Origin of the sequence: Flavobacterium sp. W22_SRS_FK3 (assembly GCF_052113665.1) — a bacterium.
Taxonomy (GTDB): Bacteria; Bacteroidota; Bacteroidia; order Flavobacteriales; family Flavobacteriaceae; genus Flavobacterium.
Genome location: NZ_JBGQOF010000001.1, coordinates 333,738 through 356,148, shown reverse-complemented (window position 1 = coordinate 356,148; position 22,411 = coordinate 333,738). Strand labels below are relative to the sequence as shown.

The 22,411-nt window shown below is 32.8% G+C and carries 25 protein-coding genes; 8 read left to right on the top strand and 17 right to left on the bottom strand.

From position 1 onward, the window contains the following. The first annotated feature begins 89 nt into the window (after window positions 1–89). A complete protein-coding gene (gene purL, locus ACEN2I_RS01670) occupies window positions 90–3,761 on the top strand; it encodes a phosphoribosylformylglycinamidine synthase (RefSeq protein ID WP_441764382.1) in 3,672 nt (1,223 codons plus the stop codon). Window positions 3,762–4,000: 239 nt separating this feature from the next. Continuing rightward, a complete protein-coding gene (locus ACEN2I_RS01665; RefSeq protein WP_441764381.1) occupies window positions 4,001–4,432 on the top strand; it encodes a hypothetical protein in 432 nt (143 codons plus the stop codon). A gap of 128 nt (window positions 4,433–4,560) precedes the next feature. Here the strand turns inward: ACEN2I_RS01665 and ACEN2I_RS01660 are convergent, their stop codons facing one another. The 12 genes from ACEN2I_RS01660 to ACEN2I_RS01605 all read right to left on the bottom strand — a co-directional run bounded on the left by ACEN2I_RS01660 (window position 4,561) and on the right by ACEN2I_RS01605 (window position 11,151). Further along, window positions 4,561–5,040, bottom strand: a complete 480-nt coding sequence (locus ACEN2I_RS01660; protein WP_441764380.1) for a hypothetical protein — start codon at window positions 5,038–5,040, stop codon at window positions 4,561–4,563. A gap of 108 nt (window positions 5,041–5,148) precedes the next feature. Then, window positions 5,149–6,411 (bottom strand): aminotransferase class I/II-fold pyridoxal phosphate-dependent enzyme, encoded by a 1,263-nt coding sequence (locus tag ACEN2I_RS01655; protein WP_441764379.1) that lies wholly within the window; start codon window positions 6,409–6,411, stop codon window positions 5,149–5,151. A gap of 396 nt (window positions 6,412–6,807) precedes the next feature. Then, on the bottom strand, window positions 6,808–7,326 hold the full coding sequence (locus tag ACEN2I_RS01650; RefSeq protein ID WP_441764378.1) for a hypothetical protein: 519 nt from the start codon (window positions 7,324–7,326) through the stop codon (window positions 6,808–6,810). Window positions 7,327–7,328: 2 nt separating this feature from the next. Continuing rightward, entirely contained in the window at window positions 7,329–7,604 is a 276-nt protein-coding gene (locus ACEN2I_RS01645; RefSeq protein WP_441764377.1) for a hypothetical protein, read from the bottom strand. Beyond that, window positions 7,601–7,780 carry a hypothetical protein gene (locus ACEN2I_RS01640; RefSeq protein WP_441764376.1) on the bottom strand — a complete coding sequence of 60 codons (180 nt, stop codon included), beginning with the start codon at window positions 7,778–7,780 and terminating at the stop codon, window positions 7,601–7,603. Before ACEN2I_RS01640 ends, ACEN2I_RS01645 begins: the two co-directional genes overlap by 4 nt. Before the next feature lie 14 nt (window positions 7,781–7,794). After that, window positions 7,795–8,217, bottom strand: a complete 423-nt coding sequence (locus tag ACEN2I_RS01635; RefSeq protein ID WP_441764375.1) for a hypothetical protein — start codon at window positions 8,215–8,217, stop codon at window positions 7,795–7,797. A 37-nt stretch (window positions 8,218–8,254) separates the two neighbouring features. Continuing rightward, entirely contained in the window at window positions 8,255–8,728 is a 474-nt protein-coding gene (locus ACEN2I_RS01630; protein WP_441764374.1) for a hypothetical protein, read from the bottom strand. Further along, on the bottom strand, window positions 8,721–9,212 hold the full coding sequence (locus ACEN2I_RS01625) for a hypothetical protein (protein ID WP_441764373.1): 492 nt from the start codon (window positions 9,210–9,212) through the stop codon (window positions 8,721–8,723). The genes ACEN2I_RS01630 and ACEN2I_RS01625 overlap by 8 nt, the downstream gene beginning before the upstream one ends. A gap of 40 nt (window positions 9,213–9,252) precedes the next feature. Continuing rightward, on the bottom strand, window positions 9,253–10,194 hold the full coding sequence (locus ACEN2I_RS01620; RefSeq protein WP_441764372.1) for a hypothetical protein: 942 nt from the start codon (window positions 10,192–10,194) through the stop codon (window positions 9,253–9,255). Between the two features lie 68 nt (window positions 10,195–10,262). Further along, window positions 10,263–10,574, bottom strand: coding sequence for a hypothetical protein (locus tag ACEN2I_RS01615; protein WP_441764371.1), 312 nt, complete (start codon window positions 10,572–10,574; stop codon window positions 10,263–10,265). A gap of 23 nt (window positions 10,575–10,597) precedes the next feature. Next, window positions 10,598–10,855 (bottom strand): hypothetical protein, encoded by a 258-nt coding sequence (locus tag ACEN2I_RS01610; protein ID WP_441764370.1) that lies wholly within the window; start codon window positions 10,853–10,855, stop codon window positions 10,598–10,600. Then, entirely contained in the window at window positions 10,852–11,151 is a 300-nt protein-coding gene (locus ACEN2I_RS01605; RefSeq protein WP_441764369.1) for a hypothetical protein, read from the bottom strand. The genes ACEN2I_RS01610 and ACEN2I_RS01605 overlap by 4 nt, the downstream gene beginning before the upstream one ends. 128 nt (window positions 11,152–11,279) lie before the next feature. Here ACEN2I_RS01605 and ACEN2I_RS01600 point away from each other — a divergent pair, with 128 nt between their 5' ends. The 3 genes from ACEN2I_RS01600 (at window position 11,280) to ACEN2I_RS01590 (ending at window position 14,504) form a co-directional block, all read left to right on the top strand. Continuing rightward, window positions 11,280–12,062, top strand: coding sequence for a LuxR C-terminal-related transcriptional regulator (locus ACEN2I_RS01600; protein ID WP_441764368.1), 783 nt, complete (start codon window positions 11,280–11,282; stop codon window positions 12,060–12,062). A 111-nt stretch (window positions 12,063–12,173) separates the two neighbouring features. Next, on the top strand, window positions 12,174–12,959 hold the full coding sequence (locus ACEN2I_RS01595; RefSeq protein WP_441764367.1) for an NYN domain-containing protein: 786 nt from the start codon (window positions 12,174–12,176) through the stop codon (window positions 12,957–12,959). Between the two features lie 33 nt (window positions 12,960–12,992). Next, entirely contained in the window at window positions 12,993–14,504 is a 1,512-nt protein-coding gene (locus ACEN2I_RS01590; RefSeq protein WP_441764366.1) for an FMN-binding glutamate synthase family protein, read from the top strand. Between the two features lie 65 nt (window positions 14,505–14,569). On the opposite strand, the gene ACEN2I_RS01585 is transcribed toward ACEN2I_RS01590, so the two are convergent. The 4 genes from ACEN2I_RS01585 to ACEN2I_RS01570 form a co-directional block, all read right to left on the bottom strand. After that, window positions 14,570–15,004 carry a hypothetical protein gene (locus ACEN2I_RS01585; protein WP_441764365.1) on the bottom strand — a complete coding sequence of 145 codons (435 nt, stop codon included), beginning with the start codon at window positions 15,002–15,004 and terminating at the stop codon, window positions 14,570–14,572. Between the two features lie 237 nt (window positions 15,005–15,241). Beyond that, window positions 15,242–15,649, bottom strand: a complete 408-nt coding sequence (locus ACEN2I_RS01580; protein WP_441764364.1) for a hypothetical protein — start codon at window positions 15,647–15,649, stop codon at window positions 15,242–15,244. Window positions 15,650–15,699: 50 nt separating this feature from the next. Next, window positions 15,700–16,149 carry a YhcH/YjgK/YiaL family protein gene (locus ACEN2I_RS01575; RefSeq protein WP_441764363.1) on the bottom strand — a complete coding sequence of 150 codons (450 nt, stop codon included), beginning with the start codon at window positions 16,147–16,149 and terminating at the stop codon, window positions 15,700–15,702. Between the two features lie 53 nt (window positions 16,150–16,202). Next, window positions 16,203–17,381: a glycoside hydrolase family 88 protein gene (locus tag ACEN2I_RS01570; protein ID WP_441764362.1), complete on the bottom strand. Its 1,179-nt coding sequence runs from the start codon at window positions 17,379–17,381 to the stop codon at window positions 16,203–16,205. 354 nt (window positions 17,382–17,735) lie between these two features. On the opposite strand from ACEN2I_RS01570, the gene ACEN2I_RS01565 reads away from it, so the two are divergent. Further along, window positions 17,736–17,888, top strand: coding sequence for a DUF2809 domain-containing protein (locus ACEN2I_RS01565; protein ID WP_441764361.1), 153 nt, complete (start codon window positions 17,736–17,738; stop codon window positions 17,886–17,888). Here ACEN2I_RS01565 and ACEN2I_RS01560 read toward each other — a convergent pair. Next, entirely contained in the window at window positions 17,869–19,647 is a 1,779-nt protein-coding gene (locus ACEN2I_RS01560) for an ABC transporter ATP-binding protein (protein ID WP_441764360.1), read from the bottom strand. The two genes, ACEN2I_RS01565 and ACEN2I_RS01560, sit on opposite strands and share 20 nt — an antisense overlap. Before the next feature lie 82 nt (window positions 19,648–19,729). Here ACEN2I_RS01560 and ACEN2I_RS01555 point away from each other — a divergent pair, with 82 nt between their 5' ends. Together ACEN2I_RS01555 and ACEN2I_RS01550 are read left to right on the top strand one after the other, a co-directional pair. Next, the gene (locus tag ACEN2I_RS01555; protein ID WP_441764359.1) at window positions 19,730–20,317 is read left to right on the top strand and encodes a non-canonical purine NTP diphosphatase; all 588 of its coding nucleotides are present in this window, start codon (window positions 19,730–19,732) and stop codon (window positions 20,315–20,317) included. 186 nt (window positions 20,318–20,503) lie between these two features. After that, window positions 20,504–22,411 (top strand): DEAD/DEAH box helicase, encoded by a 1,908-nt coding sequence (locus tag ACEN2I_RS01550; protein ID WP_441764358.1) that lies wholly within the window; start codon window positions 20,504–20,506, stop codon window positions 22,409–22,411.

The following is a 22,411-nucleotide window of genomic DNA, read 5'->3' as shown; positions in this document are numbered from 1 at the left end:
AAATAAATAACTAAAAAAGAGGCAGATTGTCTCTTTTTTTTTTGGTTTGAATTGACTAAATTTGCACCTCAATACAACAAACACACAAAATGATCCATTTCTTTGAAAACCAAAGCAAAACTGTTTTTGCCGTTCAAACGGAAAACGAAATTTCAGCTCAAGACATTTCAAAATTAAATTGGCTTTTTGCCGACTCAAATAAGATCGAAAAATCCGCCTTGACGGATTTTTTTGTTGGTCCCCGCGCCACTATGATCACACCCTGGAGCACAAATGCTGTAGAAATCACTCAGAATATGGGTATTTCGGGTATCATCAGAATTGAAGAATTTCATCCGGCAACGGAAGATTTTACTGATTTTGACCCAATGCTTTCACAAAAATTCAATCAATTAGATCAGGAGATTTTCACTATAAATGTTCAGCCGGAACCAATTTTGGAAATCGATGATATTGCCACTTATAATAAAGTAGAAGGTTTGGCTTTAAGCCAGGAAGAAGTAGATTATTTAGACAATCTGGCTGTAAAACTGGGAAGAAAACTAACCGATTCTGAGATTTTTGCTTTCTCACAAGCGAATTCAGAGCACTGCCGTCACAAGATTTTCAACGGAACTTTTGTTATTGATGGCGAAGAAAAAGAAACTTCTCTTTTTAAATTAATCAAAAAAACATCACAGGAAAACCCTAATGATATTGTGTCTGCTTACAAAGACAACGTTGCTTTTGTAAAAGGACCAAAAGTGCAGCAATTTGCACCAAAAACAGCTGACAAACCTGATTATTACGAAATAAAAGAATTTGATTCGGTTTTATCTTTAAAAGCAGAAACACACAATTTCCCAACAACTGTGGAACCTTTTAACGGAGCTGCAACAGGTTCAGGAGGAGAAATTCGTGACCGTTTAGCAGGTGGACAAGGTTCATTGCCATTAGCAGGAACTGCAGTTTACATGACTTCATACTCTCGTTTAAAGTCTTTCGACTCCGCTCAGGATGACAGGACTTGGGAAAATGCTGTTGAAGAAAGAAAATGGCTGTATCAGACTCCAATGGATATTTTAATCAAAGCGTCAAACGGAGCTTCTGATTTTGGAAATAAATTCGGACAACCGTTGATTACAGGTTCTGTTTTAACTTTCGAACATTCAGAAAACGATCGCAAAATTGGTTACGATAAAGTAATCATGCAAGCGGGTGGAATTGGTTACGGAAAATTAGATCAGGCTATTAAAAAGAAACCACAAGAAGGCGATAAAATTGTAATTCTTGGAGGAGAAAATTATAGAATCGGGATGGGTGGCGCTGCTGTTTCTTCTGCAGATACCGGTGCTTTTGGTTCAGGAATTGAGTTAAACGCTATTCAGCGTTCGAATCCAGAAATGCAAAAACGTGCTGCCAATGCCATTCGTGGTTTGGTAGAAAGCGACAATAACCCAATTGTTTCGATTCACGATCACGGAGCTGGAGGACACTTAAACTGTCTTTCTGAATTGGTTGAAGAAACCGGTGGATTAATCGATTTGGATAAATTGCCAGTTGGAGATCCTACACTTTCTGCAAAAGAAATTATCGGTAACGAATCTCAGGAAAGAATGGGATTGGTTATTGGTCAAAAAGATATTGCTATTTTACAACGAATCGCTGACAGAGAGCGTTCGCCAATGTATCAGGTTGGAGATGTTACGGGAGATCACCGTTTTACTTTTCAATCAAAATCAAATGGTTCAAAACCGATGGATTACGCTTTAGAAGATTTCTTCGGAAGTTCTCCTAAAACGATAATGACAGATAAAACTATTGACAGAAAATATGCTGATGTTGCTTATTCAGCAAATGATTTTGAAAGTTATTTAAAAGACGTTTTACGTCTAGAAGCTGTAGCTTCAAAAGACTGGTTAACCAACAAAGTTGACCGTTGTGTGGGTGGAAAAGTAGCGAAACAACAATGTGCAGGACCTTTGCAATTGCCTTTGAATAATGTTGGTGTTATGGCATTGGATTATTTAGGTAAAGAAGGAATCGCAACTTCTATCGGCCACGCTCCTATCGCAGCTCTGATTGATCCGGTTGCAGGAAGCAGAAATGCTATTGCAGAATCGTTATCAAACATTATCTGGGCTCCTATTAAAGATGGTTTAAAAGGTATTTCATTATCTGCCAACTGGATGTGGGCTTGTAAAAACGAAGGTGAAGATGCTCGTTTGTACGCTGCCGTTGAAGGTTGTTCAGATTTCGCTATCGAATTGGGAATCAATATTCCGACAGGAAAAGATTCACTTTCGATGAAACAAAAATATCCAAACGACGAAGTAATCGCACCGGGAACGGTTATTATTTCGGCTGGAGGAAACTGTACCGATATCAGAAAAGTGGTTGAACCGGTTTTACAAAAAAACGGAGATTCCATTTATTATATCAATTTGTCTCAGGATGAATTCAAATTGGGTGGTTCTTCTTTTGCACAAATTAGAAATACAATCGGAAATGAAACTTCTACAATTAAAGATGCTTCTTTCTTCAAAAATGCTTTTAATACAATCCAGGAATTAATCGGCGAAAGCCAGATTGTAGCCGGACACGATATCGGAAGCGGTGGTTTAATTACGACTTTATTAGAATTGTGTTTTGCTGATGTGAATCTGGGAGCTAAAATTGATTTCAGCGCTTTTGCGGAAAAAGACGTATTGAAAATCCTTTTCGCTGAAAACATCGGAATCGTTTTCCAGGCAAAATCAGATTTGGCTGTTGAATCTAAATTGAAAGCGAATAATATCGAATTCTTTAAATTAGGAAAAGCGACAACTACTGAAACTTTAGTCCTTGGACTTTGGACTTTAGACATAAAAAAATACAGAGACATTTGGTTTGAAACTTCTTATTTATTAGATCAAAAACAATCTAAAAACGGAAGAGCTCAGGCACGTTTTGAAAACTATAAAAATCAAGTTTTACAATATACTTTCCCTTCTCACTTTACAGGGAAAAAACCTGAAATCGATAATTCTAAACCAAGACCAAAAGCCGCTATTATTCGTGAAAAAGGAAGTAATTCTGAGCGTGAAATGGCAAATGCTATGTACTTGGCTGGTTTTGATGTAAAAGACGTTCACATGACCGATTTAATTTCTGGTCGTGAAGCTTTGGAAGATATTCAGTTTATCGGAGCTGTTGGAGGATTCTCTAATTCAGATGTTTTAGGTTCTGCAAAAGGCTGGGCCGGAGCATTTTTATACAACAAAAAAGCCAAAACAGTTTTGGATAACTTCTTTAAAAGAGAAGATACTTTATCTGTTGGAATCTGTAATGGATGTCAGTTGTTCATGGAATTGGAAGTAATTAATCCGGAGCATGAAGTACACGGAAAAATGCTTCATAACCAAAGCCAGAAACACGAAAGTATCTTTACTTCTGTAACGGTTCAGGAAAACAATTCTGTGATGTTATCAACTTTGGCCGGAAGTACTTTGGGAGTTTGGGTTTCTCACGGAGAAGGTAAATTCAAATTACCTTATGCAGAAGACCAATACAACATTGTTTCTAAATATGCTTACGAAGGCTATCCGGCAAACCCGAACGGCTCTGACTATAACACCGCTATGATGTGTGACAAAACCGGAAGACATTTGGTTATGATGCCTCACATCGAGCGTTCGACTTTCCAATGGAACTGGGCATATTATCCAAAAGACAGAAATGACGAAGTTTCTCCTTGGCATGAAGCTTTTGTTAACGCCAGAAGATGGATTGAGAAAAACTAATTTATTTTTCATTATATAGACAGCCTCAGCAATACTTATTTGCTGAGGCTTTTTTTTATAAAACAATTATCTTTTTTCAATTATTTTATTTTTTGATTATATTTTTTGATTATATTTTTTCAAATATTTTTTTTGTTTAATTCAAAAACAAACGTTTATTTCCTTGTTAAATTAAAGTATATTAGCTAAATAAATGCCCCCAATTTAAAATAAGTTCCAAGACCTAAAACCTACGTAAAATGAAAATCCTAAAAGCATTCCCTTTTATCTTATTTTTTGTTACTATAAAAATACATTCACAAGTTCAGGTTTATCAAATCGTATATAAATCAAAAGAACATTATATTACCAATAGCCTTCCTTACCATATTACCGGTACATTCCTGCCTCCGGACAAAAAAGAGCCAAGCACAGTTTTAAATGATGACGGAAGCGGAGTGATACAATATGATGATATGACCAAGAAAAAAATAAATTGGGGCATAGAATGCAATTGGGAAGGTACTGCTATACGTAAAGACGGATACAATAGCGCTTCATATACATTTTGGTACAGAACAGAAGACAGCGACGAATGGATGTACAGCCAGTTTTCTATTCATTTTCTTAAGAAAAAAATGTTTTTGATGGGCGAAAGATCAAAAATTTACGAGGATTACAACGTACAATAACGGCTTCAGATACTTAATATAAATATATTATTTTACTTGATTTCAACAATGATTTGAAATTTTCTTTTAAACAAAAACGCCCGAAAATTTTCGGACGCTTTTGTTTTATTACTTATTTAAAATATGGTCTACTCAGTACAATCGACTTTAGTCAATGTATTTTTCATATCAAATTTTAATTTTTTTCTGTCTTTAAAACTTACTTTTCCATTTGCTTCAACAACATCACCATAGCCTTCAATGTAAGTTCCGTCTTTTTGTAAAAATGCTACTTCACGAATTGATGAAACACCTTCTGAGTCAAAAGTATAATCGGCTATAATAGTGTCACCGTAAATATTTCCAATCAAAGTTCCTTCATTTTTATCTTTCCCTACTAAATTATACTTTAGTTTTCCGTTTACTTCCTGATTCGAATTTACATTAAAACTCATTTCAATAACACTGCCATTTGCTCCCCATGCATAACATTGATTACCAGCCGGCTCGACAATTTCAGCTTCTTTAGGAGAATCTTGAGTTATTTGTGGAGAAGAAAGCGTTGTTTCCTTTTTACAGGAAATAAAAATACTAGACATCATGATTATTATTGCTGCTATTTTTTTCATATTTTTATCTTTAAGTGATTAGAAGTATAAATTTACCTCAAACAAAAAAAATCCACTCCTATTAAGAGTGGATTTTTTTTATATAATTCCCATATTAATTATGAATTTTTAAGCATCCAGATCGACTGTAGTTCTGCTAGCAATTTCTTTATAGGTACCATTTACTAATTTTTCACGGATAGCTTCAAAAGAAGTAAGTGTCTCAGCAATATCTTCCAGTGTATGAGAAGCGGTAGGAATAACACGCAATAAAATCATTCCTTTTGGAATTACCGGATAAATTACGATCGACAAGAAAATACCATAGTTTTCTCTTAAATCATTCACCATTACCATTGCCTCAGGTACACTTCCTTCCAGATAAACTGGTGTAACACAAGTATTGGTGTCACCAATATTAAACCCTTTGCTTCTCAAACCATTTTGCAAAGTATTTACATTTTCCCACAATTTATCTTTCAATCCAGGGTTATCACGTAACAGTTGCAAACGTTTCAATGAACCAATAGTTTGAATCATTGGTAATGCTTTTGCAAACATTTGAGAACGTAAGTTGTATTTTAAATAATCTATAATATCTTTATCCGCAGCAACAAAAGCACCAATGTTAGCCATAGATTTAGCAAAAGTTGAAAAGTAAACATCAATTCCATCCTGACAGCCCTGCTCTTCGCCTGCCCCCGCTCCTGTTTTTCCAAGAGTTCCAAAACCATGTGCATCATCAACCAAAAGACGAAAATTGTATTTCTTTTTCATTTCTACAATTTCTTTCAATTTTCCTTGTTGCCCGCGCATTCCAAATACACCTTCAGTAATAAAAAGAATTCCTCCGCCTTGCTCTGCTGCCAGTTTAGTAGCACGCTGCAGGTTTTTCTCCATACTTTCAATGTCATTATGCTTATATGTAAAACGTTTACCACTATGCAAACGAACTCCGTCAATAATACAGGCATGCCCATCTACATCATACACAATTACATCATTTCTGGTAACCAAAGCATCAATAATAGAAACCATTCCCTGATAACCAAAATTCAATAAATAAGCTGATTCTTTCATTACAAAAGCAGCCAATTCCTGCTCTAATTGTTCATGATATTTAGTGTGACCACTCATCATACGAGCACCCATTGGAGCGGCAGCTCCATATTCTAAAGCGGCATCAGCATCTGCTTTACGTACTTCCGGATGATTTGCAAGACCTAGATAATCATTCAGACTCCAGTTTAAAACCTCTTTTCCCTGAAATTTCATTCTTGGCCCTAAATCTCCTTCTAATTTAGGAAATACAAAATAACCTTCTGCTTGTGAAGCCCATTTTCCTAAAGGCCCTTTATTGTTCTGAATTCTTTCGAATAAATCTTTTACCATAATATATTGGAGTAATAATTTTAATTTTATCAGTGCGCAAAAATAAATATTTATTCTATGTTATCATAATAAATTAAAAATCATTCCGATTCAATATTGCTGTTTAATAAATTTTTAGCGAAAAAGACTAATTATCATCTTAATTTTCCTTATAAAAAATATCATATTTAAAATTGAATACAATTTACAGTTAATCTTGGTTATAAAAGGGTATTTGGCATTAAGGGGTTTATCGTTTAAATAAAAGTCAAAAACAGATACTAAATTTATGATTATAAGTAACCGAACTTCGCTATGAAAATTTATTTCTTTTTCATTTTATTGATAATTTTTTAAAAGTGTGCCTTTTAGAGATGTGCTACAATTTTTATTACTCAAATATTGGTAATAAAAAAATCATTCCAATTTATCAATATAACTTGATATTACTTTGTACAAAGGATCATCAGTTTTGTAAAAATCCTCCATTACAGTTTGAAGTTCTTTCTTGTTTTCAAAAGAATAAATTTCTAATTCTCCAAAGTCACATTTGCCAACCGTTCCTTCTTTCTGAATTTGAATTACAAATGAAACTGGAAAAAAGTTTAGGTCTTCTCCTTTTATGAATTTTGAAAATTTCCCTTCTGATATTAAAAGATTCGTTACTTCATTTTTCTCTGTTACTTGCAATTTTGAAAAATATTCCGCTTTTATTATCTTAAAGGTCATATCTTCATAAATAACTCTTACAGTAACTGGTGCTATTCCACTTTCATCAACTTGACCAATAAGAATCATTGCTGTATTGACTGCGATTCCTTTCCATCGTACAAAATATATTCCGTTAAAGTCTTTTGTTGCCTGTGCTGCAACATTTGAGCATATAAAAAATGCAGTAAGTAACAGTGCAATACTAATGTAGTTTTTTTTGTTCATCTTTATTTCTTTTTCAGTTTATCAATAATTTTCAATAACGGTTCACGATTTTTGGCTTCGTGGTAAAACTTAGGCAGTTTCTCTACAAGGGTAAAATGTGTTCGGTCTTTGTGTTCGCGAAGTGTTGCTGCAATATATTGCTCTAAATAGACTAAATGACTTTCATTATATGCCCAAAAAATATCATTTTTAAAAGGGAGTTGCAGCCACAACTCGGCATCAAAATAAGCATGTGCGGCCATTTGCCAATTTCCTTTTTGCCCTAAAACAGCTGTCATCGTGTTTTTTTCTTTGTTGTAACCGCAAAGAGCGCAAAATAATCGGCATTTTTAGTTTCAAAATCAACACGGGTAATGGCTTTTTTTGCGCATTGCGGACAAACGACCCAGACTTCTTGCTCAAAATCGCTTACGCGCAGGTTTTGGTCTTGGAAACGGTTTTCTTTATTAGGCATATATAATACTCAAATTAGTCTTCAATTTCTTCTACAGATTCTATAGCATACACATCTTTTACTTTAAGTTTATCATCATCTTCATCAGTATAAAAATGGGTTATTATTTTTGAATTGTAATCAATTATTAAATTACTCTCCTCCCCATACAATTCTAGGTCAAATTCTAATATTGTTTTACTTTTAGTTTTTTCCTTATTAACCAAGTAATTTTCTGTGTAAGAAGGTTTAGGTGAAACAAAATAAACCATTTTTATTTTATTTTCTATTTTAATTAACTTAATGAAATTAATCTTGTTTTTTATGCTTTCTGATTTCCAATTTTTGCTTTTTTTGTCAAATGTATAATGTTCTATTTTATTTGTTCTAATGTCTGTTTCCTGTGCTTGTGTCACAAAAGAGACGAATACAAATAGAAGATAAATGCTTTTTTTCATGTTAGTTGTTTTTGAGTTACTAGTTTTTTTTTAAATTCTAATATTTGCTTTCTAGTATTCTAGATTTATACGAGCTTGAATGAAAATAAATCCTGTCAACCAGAAACGAACTGCTCCCATACAAATAATACATTTCTTTTTTAGTTTCTGCTGTTCCAAAGAGATGCTGTTTTAAATCGGTTTTTACTACTATTGCCGATTGGAGTACTAAGTCATATTTTTGTAGCAATGCCTTTATTTCTTCGGGATTATTTTTTAAAATAATTTGTAATTGTTTGTCAAAAAAGATTTTTTTCTGAGTTCCTAAATGGATTAAGCTGTCCAGATTTTTAATTGATTGAGAGACCTCAGATGCATCGTGAGGCAAAGCACCTTTTATGGTGAGGAGATAGTCTTTTACGACCATCAAGGAATCTATTGTTTTACTGCTTTGTGCATTTGTACAAACGAATGAAAGCAAAATTAAAAACAATAATATTATTTTTTTGAAATTAGGTGCTTTTTTAATCATACCAATTTGAAATTGTAATGGAATACCCAGCATTTTTAAACAGTTTTACCAGTTCATGCCCTAAGTCTTCGTTTTCTTTTTGAGAGCATAAATTAGTTCTAAAAAAAATTCCTAACAAACTATTTGTGTCTTTAGTTCCGTCAGTATGGTAATTAGTGTCTGTTATTTTTACGTTGTCGTTAGTTTCTATCAAAACACAAACATCTTTGCTGATACTTGTAATATCTTTTAGTGCTACCTCTTGCTTTCGAATATAATAACCTTCTTCATTGTATCTTTTGTGTTTGGTTTGGCAGCTTAAAATATTTTTGTCAATTTTAAATTCCTGAATAACAACCAAAGTATCACCATTAAAATTTGGATCCTGAAATTGCTGTTTTAGTTCTTTTTTTAATTCCTTATTCAATAGTTTTTCTATTTCGCCTGTGTTTTGGGAGAAGGTTAGAATTGGAATTAAAACAAAAAAGAAGAATGTTTTTTTCATAATCAATTTGCTGATGCTGTTAAAAAAATAATATTTAAAATTAATCACGCCACCAGTTGGCTCTTTTGATTGTAAAACCTGATTTTTGCATTAGTTCTACTAATTTATTACCAAAAGCCTCGTTGTTTTTTATGCTTAGATAAGTTACAAACATACTATCAAAGAATGGTTTGTTTTCTTCTTTGATCTCACCTTTATTATTATATGTTTTGGTTATGTATTTTACATCTTCTTTTCCAAAAGTTATAAATTGAATTTTTCTGTCTTTCCCAATAAGCATTAGATTTTTTAAAGCTACTTCTTGTTTTGTAATGCTATATGAATCTTGGTATAAGTTTTTAGTACTAAAGCTTAAGATGTTGTTCTCATCAATTTTAAAATTTTGAACAACATTCAATTGATCATAATCGTGAGCTGGCTTAATTTGTAATTGCTTTTTTAACTCTGTATTTAATAGTTTTTCAATTTCACTAATATTTTCTTTCTTTTTTGCGTATTCAGCTAAAGCGTTAAAAAGAGTATCATCACCACTATCTTCAAAACCTCCTGACATATTGGAAAGAAAAGAGTAGTTATTTTGTAATGCAGCTAGTGCTTTTAAAACATTTTTAGCATCAATTTCAGTTGAAAATGAACTTGCAAAAGGTATTAATTTAGCTCCTTGTTTTTCTTCATTATTTATATTAATGATTCTGTAATCATTATTCGAAAATTTGATGTATTCTAAATCATAAATGGATTTAACTTCATTGCCGGTTTTAACAGTTTTGTTTAAATCTAGAGCATATTTATTTTCTATATTTTGAGTTAAAATCCCTTTATCTGAAACAGCAATTTTAATACTTTTATTACTGCTGCAACAAGCTAGTTTTTTATTAATATAAGTTATCATTTTTTCTATACTATAATCATTAAAATTTACATCTTGTGCTGAAGAAATGGAAACATATAGTAAACATGATATCAATAGTATTGTTTTCATTTTTAAATTCTGTAAAACAGAGATCATAAATACGTTTTTAATGTTCATATTTGGCTTTCATAGGTTAATTAGATGCATTCGACTTTAAATTGATACTGTTCATTTGAATAGGGATCATTCTCATAATATGTACCCAGAAGTTTGAGGTTCGAATAATATTCTAATCTTTGGGTTGCCCAGTTTCTAATTCTTGTCTTGGTTTCATCAGATAATGACTTTTTATAATACAAAGCATTTTCCCATACTGCATTATTATTTAAAGAGTAAAATTTAGCTGTATAAGAACAAGTTCCTAAACCGGCTGAAACTCCCTGCATTACATCGCAGCTAGTAATAAGAAAGAGCAGGACTATTAATGTAATACTACTTTTTATTTTCATCTTTTATAGTTTTAAAATTATGATTATTTTATTTCTATCGCTTCATTAGCTTTAAAACCTTTATTATTGCATATGTCATTATATTCTCTGTTTTTCAATTTTGAATCAACACAAGAATATGAAAAAGATAATTTGCTTATTTCGCCTGAAATTTTGTTTTTGGTCATTGGATAACATTTTTCAGTATCCCAAAACGATATGAATTTATCGTCTTCGGCTTGATTTGCCGAATAAAATTCGTCATTTATAACATAAACTCCATCATAGTTATTAGTCATCATAAATTGAAATACTTTATCACTTCCTTTTTTAGTTTCCCAATCGTATTGACAGATAGATAAATTACATACCCATATCTATACTCATTTGCACTATAAGCAGGAGAATTTTTATCCAATTTCATTTCAATTTTATAGTAAACTTTGTTACCTGCTGATTTTGTTTTGTTTAGTCTAAACTGCACCGGCTTGTCTGATTTAAAATAGACCCAGTCACTATAATTGTTTGTTTTTTGGCTGTAACTATTAGCTGAAAAAAAAATAGTCAGTACTATCAGTAAAGTATTTAATTTCTTCATAATTTATGTTATTTATTTGCAATTGTTTATAAAAACAAATTTCCTGATAAAAACGCCATTAAAAAATCCCTATTTATAGGGATTTTTTACATTATTTTAACTATTTTGGTAATTCCAAAAGAAATTTTATGGAAGAAAACGCACAAAACGAAGTAGTCATTTTTGATACTGCAAAAAAAATATGGACTCAGGTTTCTAAAAATGGTAAAGACATCGATCCAAATTTTGAACTTGAAGTACACAAAAAACTATTAAAAATTTTTCAGATTGGAGAGCAGTATCATTTTATTTTTAATTGTACTACTTCTAAAATTGAATTTGTTCATCAGGATATCGTAAATATATTAGGATATCAGCCGGATGAATTTTCAATTAACCTAATGTTAGAACTCATTCATCCCGAAGACATCAATAATTTTATAAATTCGGAAAATACTGTTACTAAATTTTTTATTCAATTACCACCCGAAAAAATCTTAAAATATAAGGTGAGTTATGATTTTAGAATTAAAAAAACGAATGGTGAATATATCCGAATTCTCCAGCAAGTTGTTACTATTCAGACTGACGATATGGGTTCCGTAATTAGAACATTAGTTATTCATACCGATATTTCGCATTTAAAGAAAACCAAAGAAATGTCATTGTCTCTTATAGGATTAGACGGCGAACCTTCTTACTATGATGTTGAAATGAGTAGCGTTTTTAAACCATCTAAAGATTTATTTACTAAGCGAGAAAAAGAAGTGATTAAGCTAATTATAGATGGTAAAAACAGTTTTGAAATTGCTGATTTACTTTGTATTAGTAAACACACCGTTGATAGTCACCGCAAAAACATACTCAATAAAACAAATTGTACTAATACTTCAGAATTAATTTCGAAATCATTCCAAAATGGCTGGATTTAAACAATCTGTATTAGTTACTTATAAACAAAATCAGTTTTTAAAAATGATTTTTAATCCATTTTGATTTTTTAATTCCGTGGAATAGCTATCTTTAACATTCAAAATTTATTTATGTCACAAGTTAGCAAAGAATTAAAACTAGCCGTACTTATTGATGCTGACAACGTCCCGTACAGCAACGTAAAAGGAATGATGGAAGAAATTGCCAAATTCGGAACTCCAACTACCAAACGTATTTATGCCGATTGGACCAAACCAAACTCAAATGGATGGAAGGCGGTTTTACTGGAACATGCCATTACTCCTATTCAACAATACAGTTACACCGTTGGAAAAAATTCTTCGGATTCTGCCTTAATTATTGACGCTATGGATTTGCTTTATTCAGGCAAACTCGATGGTTTTTGCATTGTTTCAAGCGACAGTGATTTTACTCGTTTGGCAATTCGATTAAGGGAATCTGGAATGAAAGTAATTGGTATTGGTGAAAAAAAGACTCCCAACTCTTTTATTGTTGCCTGCGACAGATTCATTTATATTGAGGTTTTGGATGGTGCCATTCAGAAGAAAAAACCAAAAACAGCAATGTCTGCAGCTAAAGATTCTAAAAAACCAGTTGAGAAACCAACAGAAAAAGCCTTAGCAAAAATCGATGCCGGAACCATAGAACTTATAGAAGCTACAATTGAAGACATTGAAGACGATGACGGCTGGGCATTTTTAGGTGATGTAGGAAATCTAATTGTAAAGAAAAAACCCGAATTTGACCCCCGAAATTATGGATTTTCAAAACTTACTCCGATGCTTAAATCACTAACAGATATACTTGAAATTGACGAGAGAGAGTCAGACAAAAAAGGAATCAAACACGTTTATGTTCGTTTGCGATTCAATTAATTATCAAAATAGTACTTTTTAATTTTTTTAAACATGAGAAAAAAATTCTTTATTTACGGATTTTTATTATTACTGATTGTTGCAGGAATTTATTACAAAACAGGCCGCGGTTATTTACTTGTTATTATTATACCTATTTTATTGATTGTTGGTGTTTACAATACTATTCAAAAAAAACATGCTATTTTAAGAAATTTTCCTGTTTTGGGTTATTTCAGATATTTATTTGAAATGATTGCACCTGAAATTCAACAATATTTCATCGAAAGATCAACGGATGGAAAACCGTTCTCCCGAAATCAACGTTCATTAGTCTACCAAAGAGCAAAAAACATCGATTCAAATTCTCCTTTCGGAACTCAATTAAATCTGAATCAGGATAGTTACGAAGGAATAAAGCATTCGATTTTCCCAGCAAAAGTTAATGAAGAATTACCCCGCGTTTTAGTAGGCGGAAAAGACTGTAAACAACCTTATTTGGCTTCAATCTTAAATGTTTCTGCCATGAGTTTTGGTTCACTAAGCGAAAATGCCGTACGAGCCATAAACATTGGGGCAAAAAAAGGAAAATTTTATCAAAATACAGGCGAAGGCGGCTTGACCGATTATCATCTTGAAGGCGGCGGTGATATTACCTGGCAAATTGGAACCGGTTATTTTGGCTGTCGTAACGCAGAAGGAAACTTCAGTGCAGAAAAATTCTCAGAAAAGGCAAATCTTCCAAATGTAAAAATGATTGAGATTAAACTTTCTCAAGGTGCAAAACCAGGTCATGGCGGTGTTCTTCCAGCAGCAAAAAACACAGAGCAAATTGCCCGAATAAGAGGAGTTGAACCACATACCCTAATACTTTCTCCACCAAGTCACAGTGCTTTTTCGGATGCAAAAGGATTAGTTCATTTTATTAAGGAATTACGTGAGTTATCGAATGGGAAACCAATTGGATTTAAATTATGTATTGGGAACACAGCCGAATTTGAATCTATTTGTCATGAGATGATTGCTGAAGACTGCTACCCTGATTTTATAACAGTAGATGGTGCAGAAGGCGGAACCGGTGCAGCGCCTTTAGAATTCGCAGATGGTGTTGGAATGCCTTTTGAACCTGCTTTAATCTTTGTCAACCAAACCTTGGTTGGACTAAATATTCGTGATAAGATTCGCATTATTGGTAGTGGAAAAATCATTTCAGGTTATTCAATTCTTCATGCTATTGCCTTAGGCGCAGATATGTGCAACAGTGCACGAGGATTTATGTTTTCTCTTGGCTGTATTCAGGCATTACGCTGTCATAATAACGAATGCCCGACTGGTGTTGCAACCCAAAATAAAATGCTAATGAAAGGTTTGGTTGTCACCGATAAGTCAGATCGCGTGTATCATTTTCATAAAAATACTTTGCATGCTGCAAATGAACTTTTAGCTGCTGCAGGAAAATCAAGTTTTGCAGATGTAGATATAAATATTTTCATGCGTGGAGATGAATTTACAAGCTTATCCGATTCCTATTTTCCGGATAGCCTGACGAATGTGACCAAACATTAAAAACAAAGCCTCTTTGTTCAGTTACAAAGAGGCTTCTGTATGGATACCAGTTTTCATTTAAAATATTAAAGCTTTGCTGTTACTTTATCTGCAGAACCCTCTCCCTCTGTCAAAACAGCTAATTCTTCTTTACCTATTAATTTCTGAGCAATAATGGAATTATTATATGCTAAAAAATAAACATCAAACTTAACTCCTTCTTCAATTAGTTTTGGAGAAATTTGATCATTTTCAATCATTCCTTTCAACAAATCAGGAAATGATTCACTATAAGTTAATTTGTTCTCTTCGGTTTCTTCTAAATTGGTTTCAATTCTTATTTCAATTTTATTATCATTCAAAAATGCTTTTGCGCTGGTACTAGTGATACTTGGACCTTTAATTGAACTTGAAGTATTATAGTTGGTAACATGTTCCTGAATTTTTTGCTTAGTATTTTTACAGCTAACCAACATTAATACAACGAAAAAAGCAAATACGATTTGGGTAATTTTACTCATAATTTTTTAGGTTTTAGGTTAATTTATTTGATCTCTAACTCAAACATAGTAAAATTTTAACACAAAACCTATATAGGATAAAAAATACAACCATTTAATAGTCTGACATTAAACCAACTATATAAGAATAAGATTAAAAAAAATATAAATTTAAAACACATAAAAAAAAGCTTAGCCCTTTAACAGCACCAATAGAGAACTTTTTATTTTAAAAAAGCTTTCATAATTATTTTTTAATTATTTTTTCAGAAACTTTTCAATTTCCTCCTTATTAATGACTTCTTTAGCAAGAACCGTATTGTCGTTAGCCAAAAAATAAACATCAAACCTTACATTCTCTTCCACTAACTCTTTAGAAACCTGATCTTTTTTGATCATTTCTGTTAGTAAAGCAGGAAATGTTTTTGTGGCTTTCAATCTATTCCCTTCATTTTGCTTTAAATCTGTTTCAATTCTCAGCTCAATTTTACTATCGTTGATATAACCTCTTGCTGTAGTTGTTCTAATATGTTCTCCTTTAAAATTAGAAGCTTCATTGTTATAAGCCACCACAAACTCCTGCAGTTTTTGCTTGGTATTTTTGCAACTAGCTAACAAACTTACAATAGCAATTGCAAATAATATTTGACTTATTTTTCTGACCATAATCTCATACCGATTAATTCTTAAACTATTATTTCAAAGACAACACTCATTTATATTTCAACCTTTATTACAATTTTATTCAACATCCCATCTGTTATCATGGGCGCATGGACATCTTCCGGAAAAAGAATTACAAATTGATTTTTATTTAACTGAAAAAACATATCCGGAGCATCGCTAAAAAAACGCACATCTTTTTCTTCATTGTATCCTCCGTTTGGTGCTTTACAATTGGCTCTGGGTTTCCATGCAAAAGTTTCATTTTCGCTGATACAAAACTGAATATCAATATTCTTGTCGTGACATTCAAAAGTTGTTAAACTTTCTTCGGTTGTTTTTCCTTTTCCCTGAAATCCAAAAAACTTTACTCCTTCCATTTCATGCTTAAAATCGGCAGAAAGATTTTGCAAGTCATTTTGACGTAAGTAATCAAAAGCTTTTTTGAAGGATGGATGCAAAACTTCATATTTTGCTGCATTCTCTAACGAATCTATAATCATATGTTTATTGTAATTTAGTTTGCGTTCATTTTTTGTAAAAATAATATAATTTTTTATTTCATTTTTTGTAACCTTAAAAGTGCTTCCAAATAATAATAATCCGCGTAATTGATAGAACAATCAATTTCACTTCCGGCAGGTTTGTGACCTGTTGAATGCAGCAAAAATGCTGAATTTACATCATGACTTTGATAATGATATGAAAGCGACTCAATCATCTTTTTAGATTTTGCCAGATATTCGCTTTTGAGATTTTTATCATTGGTATAAGAACTCAATTCAAGAAGCGCTGACGATACAATGGCTGCAGCCGAAGCATCTCTCGGTTCATTTGGAATTCCGGGTGCATTAAAATCCCAATACGGAACTAAATCTTCTGTTGTTAATCTATCCAAATAAACACGTGTCACTTTATGAGCAAAATCTAAGAATTTAGTATCTTTTGTTTCTCTGTAAACCATTGTAAATCCATAAATAGCCCAAGCCTGACCACGCGCCCACATACTATCATCACTGTATCCTTGCGCAGTTCTGCCTTTTATTTTTTTACCAGTTTTATAATCATAAATTAAAACATGATAGGCTGAATAATCTGGTCTAAAATGATTGGCCATTGTCGTTTCTGCATGTTTTACGGCAATGTCATACAACTTTTTGTTTACTCCATTTTTAGAAGCCCAAAAAAGCAATTCCAAATTCATCATATTGTCGATGATGGTATTATGACCGCCCATTTTATTATGGGGCCAGGATTGAATTGTTTCTACTTTTGGATTAAAAAGTGTGGCCAAAGTATCAGCCGTTTTTAACACTATATCCTTGTATTGCGGACTTTTTGTTAAGCGGTATCCATTTCCGAAACTATTAAATATCTGAAAGCCCAAATCATGATCACCAGCCTTGCTTACCGATAATGGAGTTAAAAACCGGCTGAATTTATCAGCTTCTTTTTTCCACTTTTTATCGCCTGTTGCCTGGTACAAATACCATAATTCTCCTGGCCAAAATCCGCTTGTCCAATCTTTATAGCCCACGAACTTCCATGCTGCACTTCCATTTGGAACCGCTCTTGGAGAAGTTCCGTCCTCTGGAATAACTTTTAAAGTTTTTGAAGCTTGTTCAGCACAATATTCAAGTTGTTTTTTAACATTAAATGAATCGTTTTTTTGAGAATAAGCAGAAACCGTTAAGAGAAATAAGGTAAAAACGAGTTTAGTAAATCTAGTAATCATGTGGTTATTTTTGTAAAGTTTTTTTAGCATTGATAAATTTATAAAATAAAGCATACCTATCCGAATCTTTGTATTTTTGTTTACCAAGAAAAGTACTTTTTAATCCAATCAAAATTCAATTTTGAACAAAAACAGACTTTATTATTTCATACTTTTTATGGGAATTATTATTCTTGGAATACTATCCCGAAAATTAAATTTTATTCCATTATACATTGGAGACTTTCTGTATGCTATTATGATTTATATACTTGTGAAAACTATATTAATTAATAAAAAAGCAATTCAAATAGCAATTGTGCTTTATTGATTTGCTATGGAATTGAGTTTTTACAAATTTATCAAGGTGAATGGATGATCGAACTCAGAAAAACACTTTTTGGGAGATATGTTCTCGGACAAGGTTTTTTATGGAGTGATATTTTAGCTTATACATTAGGAATAATCATTGCTTTTTGCAGTGAAAGAATTATTCTAAAACATTTCTCTAATCAAGTGTCTGTGTAATTTTCTCAATATTCAAACTATTTGCCATAGCTGTAAATATTCCATAATAAACTGATTTATTATCGTATAATTCATCATGTGTTCCTTGTTCTACACATTTTCCTTGTTCTAAAACTATTATATGAGAAGCATCAATAATCTGAGAAATACTGTGCGAAATAATAATTACAGTTCTGTCTTTTTTAATGGCATCGAGCGATTTTTTTATTTGTTCTGTTGCAATAGCATCCAAACTGGCCGTCGGCTCATCTAAAAAGATAATTGGCGGGTTTTTTAAAAATAATCGCGCAATAGCAATTCGCTGTTGCTGACCGCCCGAAAGCAAATGTGCATCAGAATTATAACCTTTTGGCAATTGTATAACCTGTTCGTGAATATAAGCTTGTTTGGCCGCATCTATAATTTCAGATTGTGTGGCATCGGGATTTCCGTAGAGAATATTCTCGGCAATCGTTCCTTTAAAAATGTGATTTTTCTGCAAGACCAATCCAATATTTTTTCGAAGAAAATCAGTATCATAATCGTTTAAATCTACTCCATCTAAGTAAATTTTTCCTGATGCAGGTAAATAAAATTTATCCAGCAGATTAATAATGGTACTCTTTCCAGCACCGCTCAATCCTACCAATGCACTGGTTTCATTTGGTTTAATGGTAAAATTAATATCTGAGAGTGCTTTAGTTCCGTTTGGATAACTAAAATCGAGATGTTTAACCTCTACGAGTCCAAAGATTTTTTCCGGAATATAACTTCCGCTTTTTTCTTTTTCATGATCTGATTCTAAAATATCAAAAAAACCTTCCGAATAAATTAGCGCATCATTTACTTCATCATAAATACGGTGTAATTGTCTGATTGGCGATGAGACATTATTAAACAACATAATATGAAACATGATCGCACCAATGGTCATCGTATTATTCAAAACAAAATAAGCAGTCAAAATAATGATTACTACAACTCCAATTTGCTCAATAAAGCCTTTTATACTTTCAAAAATGAAACTGGTTTTTCTGGTCGCTAATTGATTTTCGGTCATTTCAAACTGAATATTTTTATGCCGATCCGCTTCCATTGGTTCTCGCACAAACGATTTGATTACAGTTATGGATTCAATTAAACTTATGATTCCGTTATTCTTCGTTTCACGATACTTTCGCATTCTTCTTCTAAAACCGCTTAATTTACTAGCCTGTAACTGGCTTACATAAAAATAAATCGGAATAATACATAAACTTACTAAACCTACATAAACATTTGCATAAAACATTAAAACCAAGGCTACAAAAGCATTGGCAAACAGTGGCAGAATATCAATAAAGAAATTTTGAATCAATCTTGTCAAACTGCTGATTCCTAAATCGATTCTGGTTTGCAGTTTTCCGCTGTCATTTTCATTAGAAGTATAAAATTCCATTCTGTAACTTAGAATTTTTTCGACAATAGTTTGAGAAATATCACGGGTTATAAAAATTCGCAGTTTTTCTCCATAAAATTTCTGTCCAAATTGCACTATTGAATAAATTAACTCTTTGGAGAGCAATACAATACTAATTATACCTAATAAATGAAATCCTTTTGATAAAGGTTCATGTGCCACCATCAAATTATTGATCGTATCAACCGTATACTTTAATATTAAAGCATTTACCTGCGCCGCAAATGAACCTAAAAAAGTAAGCAATAAAGTAGCGATAACCATTTTCCGATAGGGTCTTACAAAAGGCGCAATCTTTTTATATAAGGCGGATATCTCCATTTATTTTCATGTTAGGTAACATATCAAATATAAGAATTCTAAATTTGTATTTAAAATCACTCATACAACTAAACTCTTTATTATGAAACTTGTTTTTGCATCAAACAATTTAAACAAAATCAAAGAAATTCAAAGTATCTTAAACGGTTCAATCCAATTATTAAGTCTGGAAGAAATAGGCTGCCATGAAGAAATTCCGGAAACGGCAGATACTATAGAAGGAAATGCAATTTTGAAAGCCAATTATGTAACAGAAAAATATGGCTATGATTGCTTTGCTGATGATACTGGTTTAGAAGTAAATTCTTTAAACGGCGAACCAGGTGTTTATTCTGCAAGATATGCAGGAGAACAACGAAATACAGATCATAATATGAATAAACTTTTGAATGCCTTAAAAGACAAATCAGATCGAAGTGCACAGTTCAAGACCGTTATTGCATTAAATTTAAAAGGAGAACAGTATTTATTTACCGGACTTGCAAAAGGAGAAATTACTTTTGATAAAGCAGGAAATAACGGTTTTGGATATGATCCTATTTTTCAGCCTGAAAATTATACGGAAACTTTTGCTGAATTGGCTTCAGAAATAAAAAATAAAATAAGCCATCGTGCAAAAGCAACAAAGCAACTAATTGATTTTCTGAACTCCAGCAAACAATTTGTTTAAAATACAACATTTTAAAGGGTAAAATTTATATTATTAGACGTAAAATTATTTGTTTTGTTATCAAATTGATTTTGCGATAAACATAACTTTTTGATAATCAAATCCTAACAAATACATAATTCTTAAAAATGCATTAGTTTATATGAAATATTAACAGTAATTTTGCACCCTATTTTAAATACACATATGAATAAATTTGAACAATTAGGATTGAATGAATCGTTACTGAAGGCGATTTTAGATCTAGGATTTGAGAATCCGTCAGAAGTACAGGAGAAAGCGATTCCCCTATTATTGGAAAAAGACACAGATATGGTTGCGTTGGCTCAGACAGGGACAGGGAAAACGGCAGCATTTGGTTTTCCGCTAATTCAAAAAATTGATGCTGACAACAGAAATACACAAGCATTAGTTTTATCGCCAACACGAGAACTTTGTTTACAGATTACCAACGAACTTAAAAACTACTCAAAATACGAGAAAGGTATTAATGTGGTAGCAGTTTACGGCGGGGCTAGTATTACAGAGCAAGCTAGGGACATTAAAAGAGGAGCGCAAATTATTGTGGCTACTCCGGGGAGAATGCAGGACATGATCAACAGAGGTTTGGTAAACATTAAAAATATAGATTACTGTATTTTGGATGAGGCTGACGAGATGTTGAACATGGGATTCTATGAGGATATCGTATCTATTTTATCCGATACTCCAGATCAAAAAAGCACATGGTTGTTCTCTGCAACTATGCCACAAGAGGTTGCCAGAATTGCAAAACAATTCATGAGCGATCCAGTTGAAATCACTGTTGGAGCTAAGAACTCAGGTTCTGCAACAGTTTCTCACGAATTTTACTTAGTAAATGCTCGTGATCGTTACGAAGCTTTGAAACGTTTAGCCGATGCAAATCCAGACATTTTCTCTGTGGTTTTCTGTCGTACTAAAAGAGACACACAAGCTGTAGCTGAAAAATTAATAGAAGATGGATACAGCGCTGCTGCTTTGCACGGAGATTTATCTCAGGCGCAACGTGATGGTGTAATGAAATCTTTCCGTGGAAGACAAATCCAGATGCTTGTTGCTACTGACGTTGCTGCACGTGGTATTGACGTTGATAATATTACTCACGTAGTAAATTACCAACTTCCTGACGAAATTGAAACTTACAATCACCGTTCAGGACGTACTGGTAGAGCCGGAAAATTAGGAACTTCTATTGTAATTGTTACAAAAAGTGAGTTGCGTAAAATTTCTTCTATCGAAAGAATCATCAAACAAAAATTCGAAGAGAAAGCTATTCCATCCGGAATCGAAATTTGCGAAATTCAATTATTGCACTTAGCAAACAAAATTAAAGATACTGAAGTTGATCACGAAATTGACAACTATTTACCGGCAATCAATAACGTTCTTGAAGGTTTATCCAAAGAAGAATTAATCAAGAAAATGGTTTCAGTAGAATTCAACCGTTTTATTGCTTACTACAAAAAGAACAGAGATATCTCATCTCAATCTGGAGAAAGACGCGAAAGAGGCGATTCTGAACCAAGAGAATTCAATAATAACGGAGCAACCCGTTATTTTGTAAACATCGGTTCAAGAGACAACTTTGACTGGATGACCCTTAAAGATTATCTGAAAGAAACATTAGACTTAGGTCGTGATGATGTTTTCAAAGTGGATGTAAAAGAAGGTTTTTCTTTCTTTAACACTGATCCTGAGCACACTGATAAAGTAATGGAAGTATTAAACAACGTACAATTAGAAGGACGTCGTATTAATGTTGAAATTTCTAAAAATGACGGTGGTGGAAGACGTGACCATAACGGACGCAGCGGTGGCGGACGCAGTTCCGGACCAAGAAGAGAAGGAAGTTTTGCTCCTAGACGCGAAGGTTCTGGTGGTGGATTCAGAAGCGACAGAAACTCAGCTCCGAGAGAAGGTGGTTTCAGAAGCGACAGAAACTCATCTGCCCCAAAAAGAGAAGGCGGTTTTAGAAGTTCAACACCAAGAACAGAAGGTGGTTCTGATAGAGCTCCTAGACGCTCTGAGAGCTTTGGTGATTCTCCAAGACCAAGAAGACCAAGAAGAGACTAA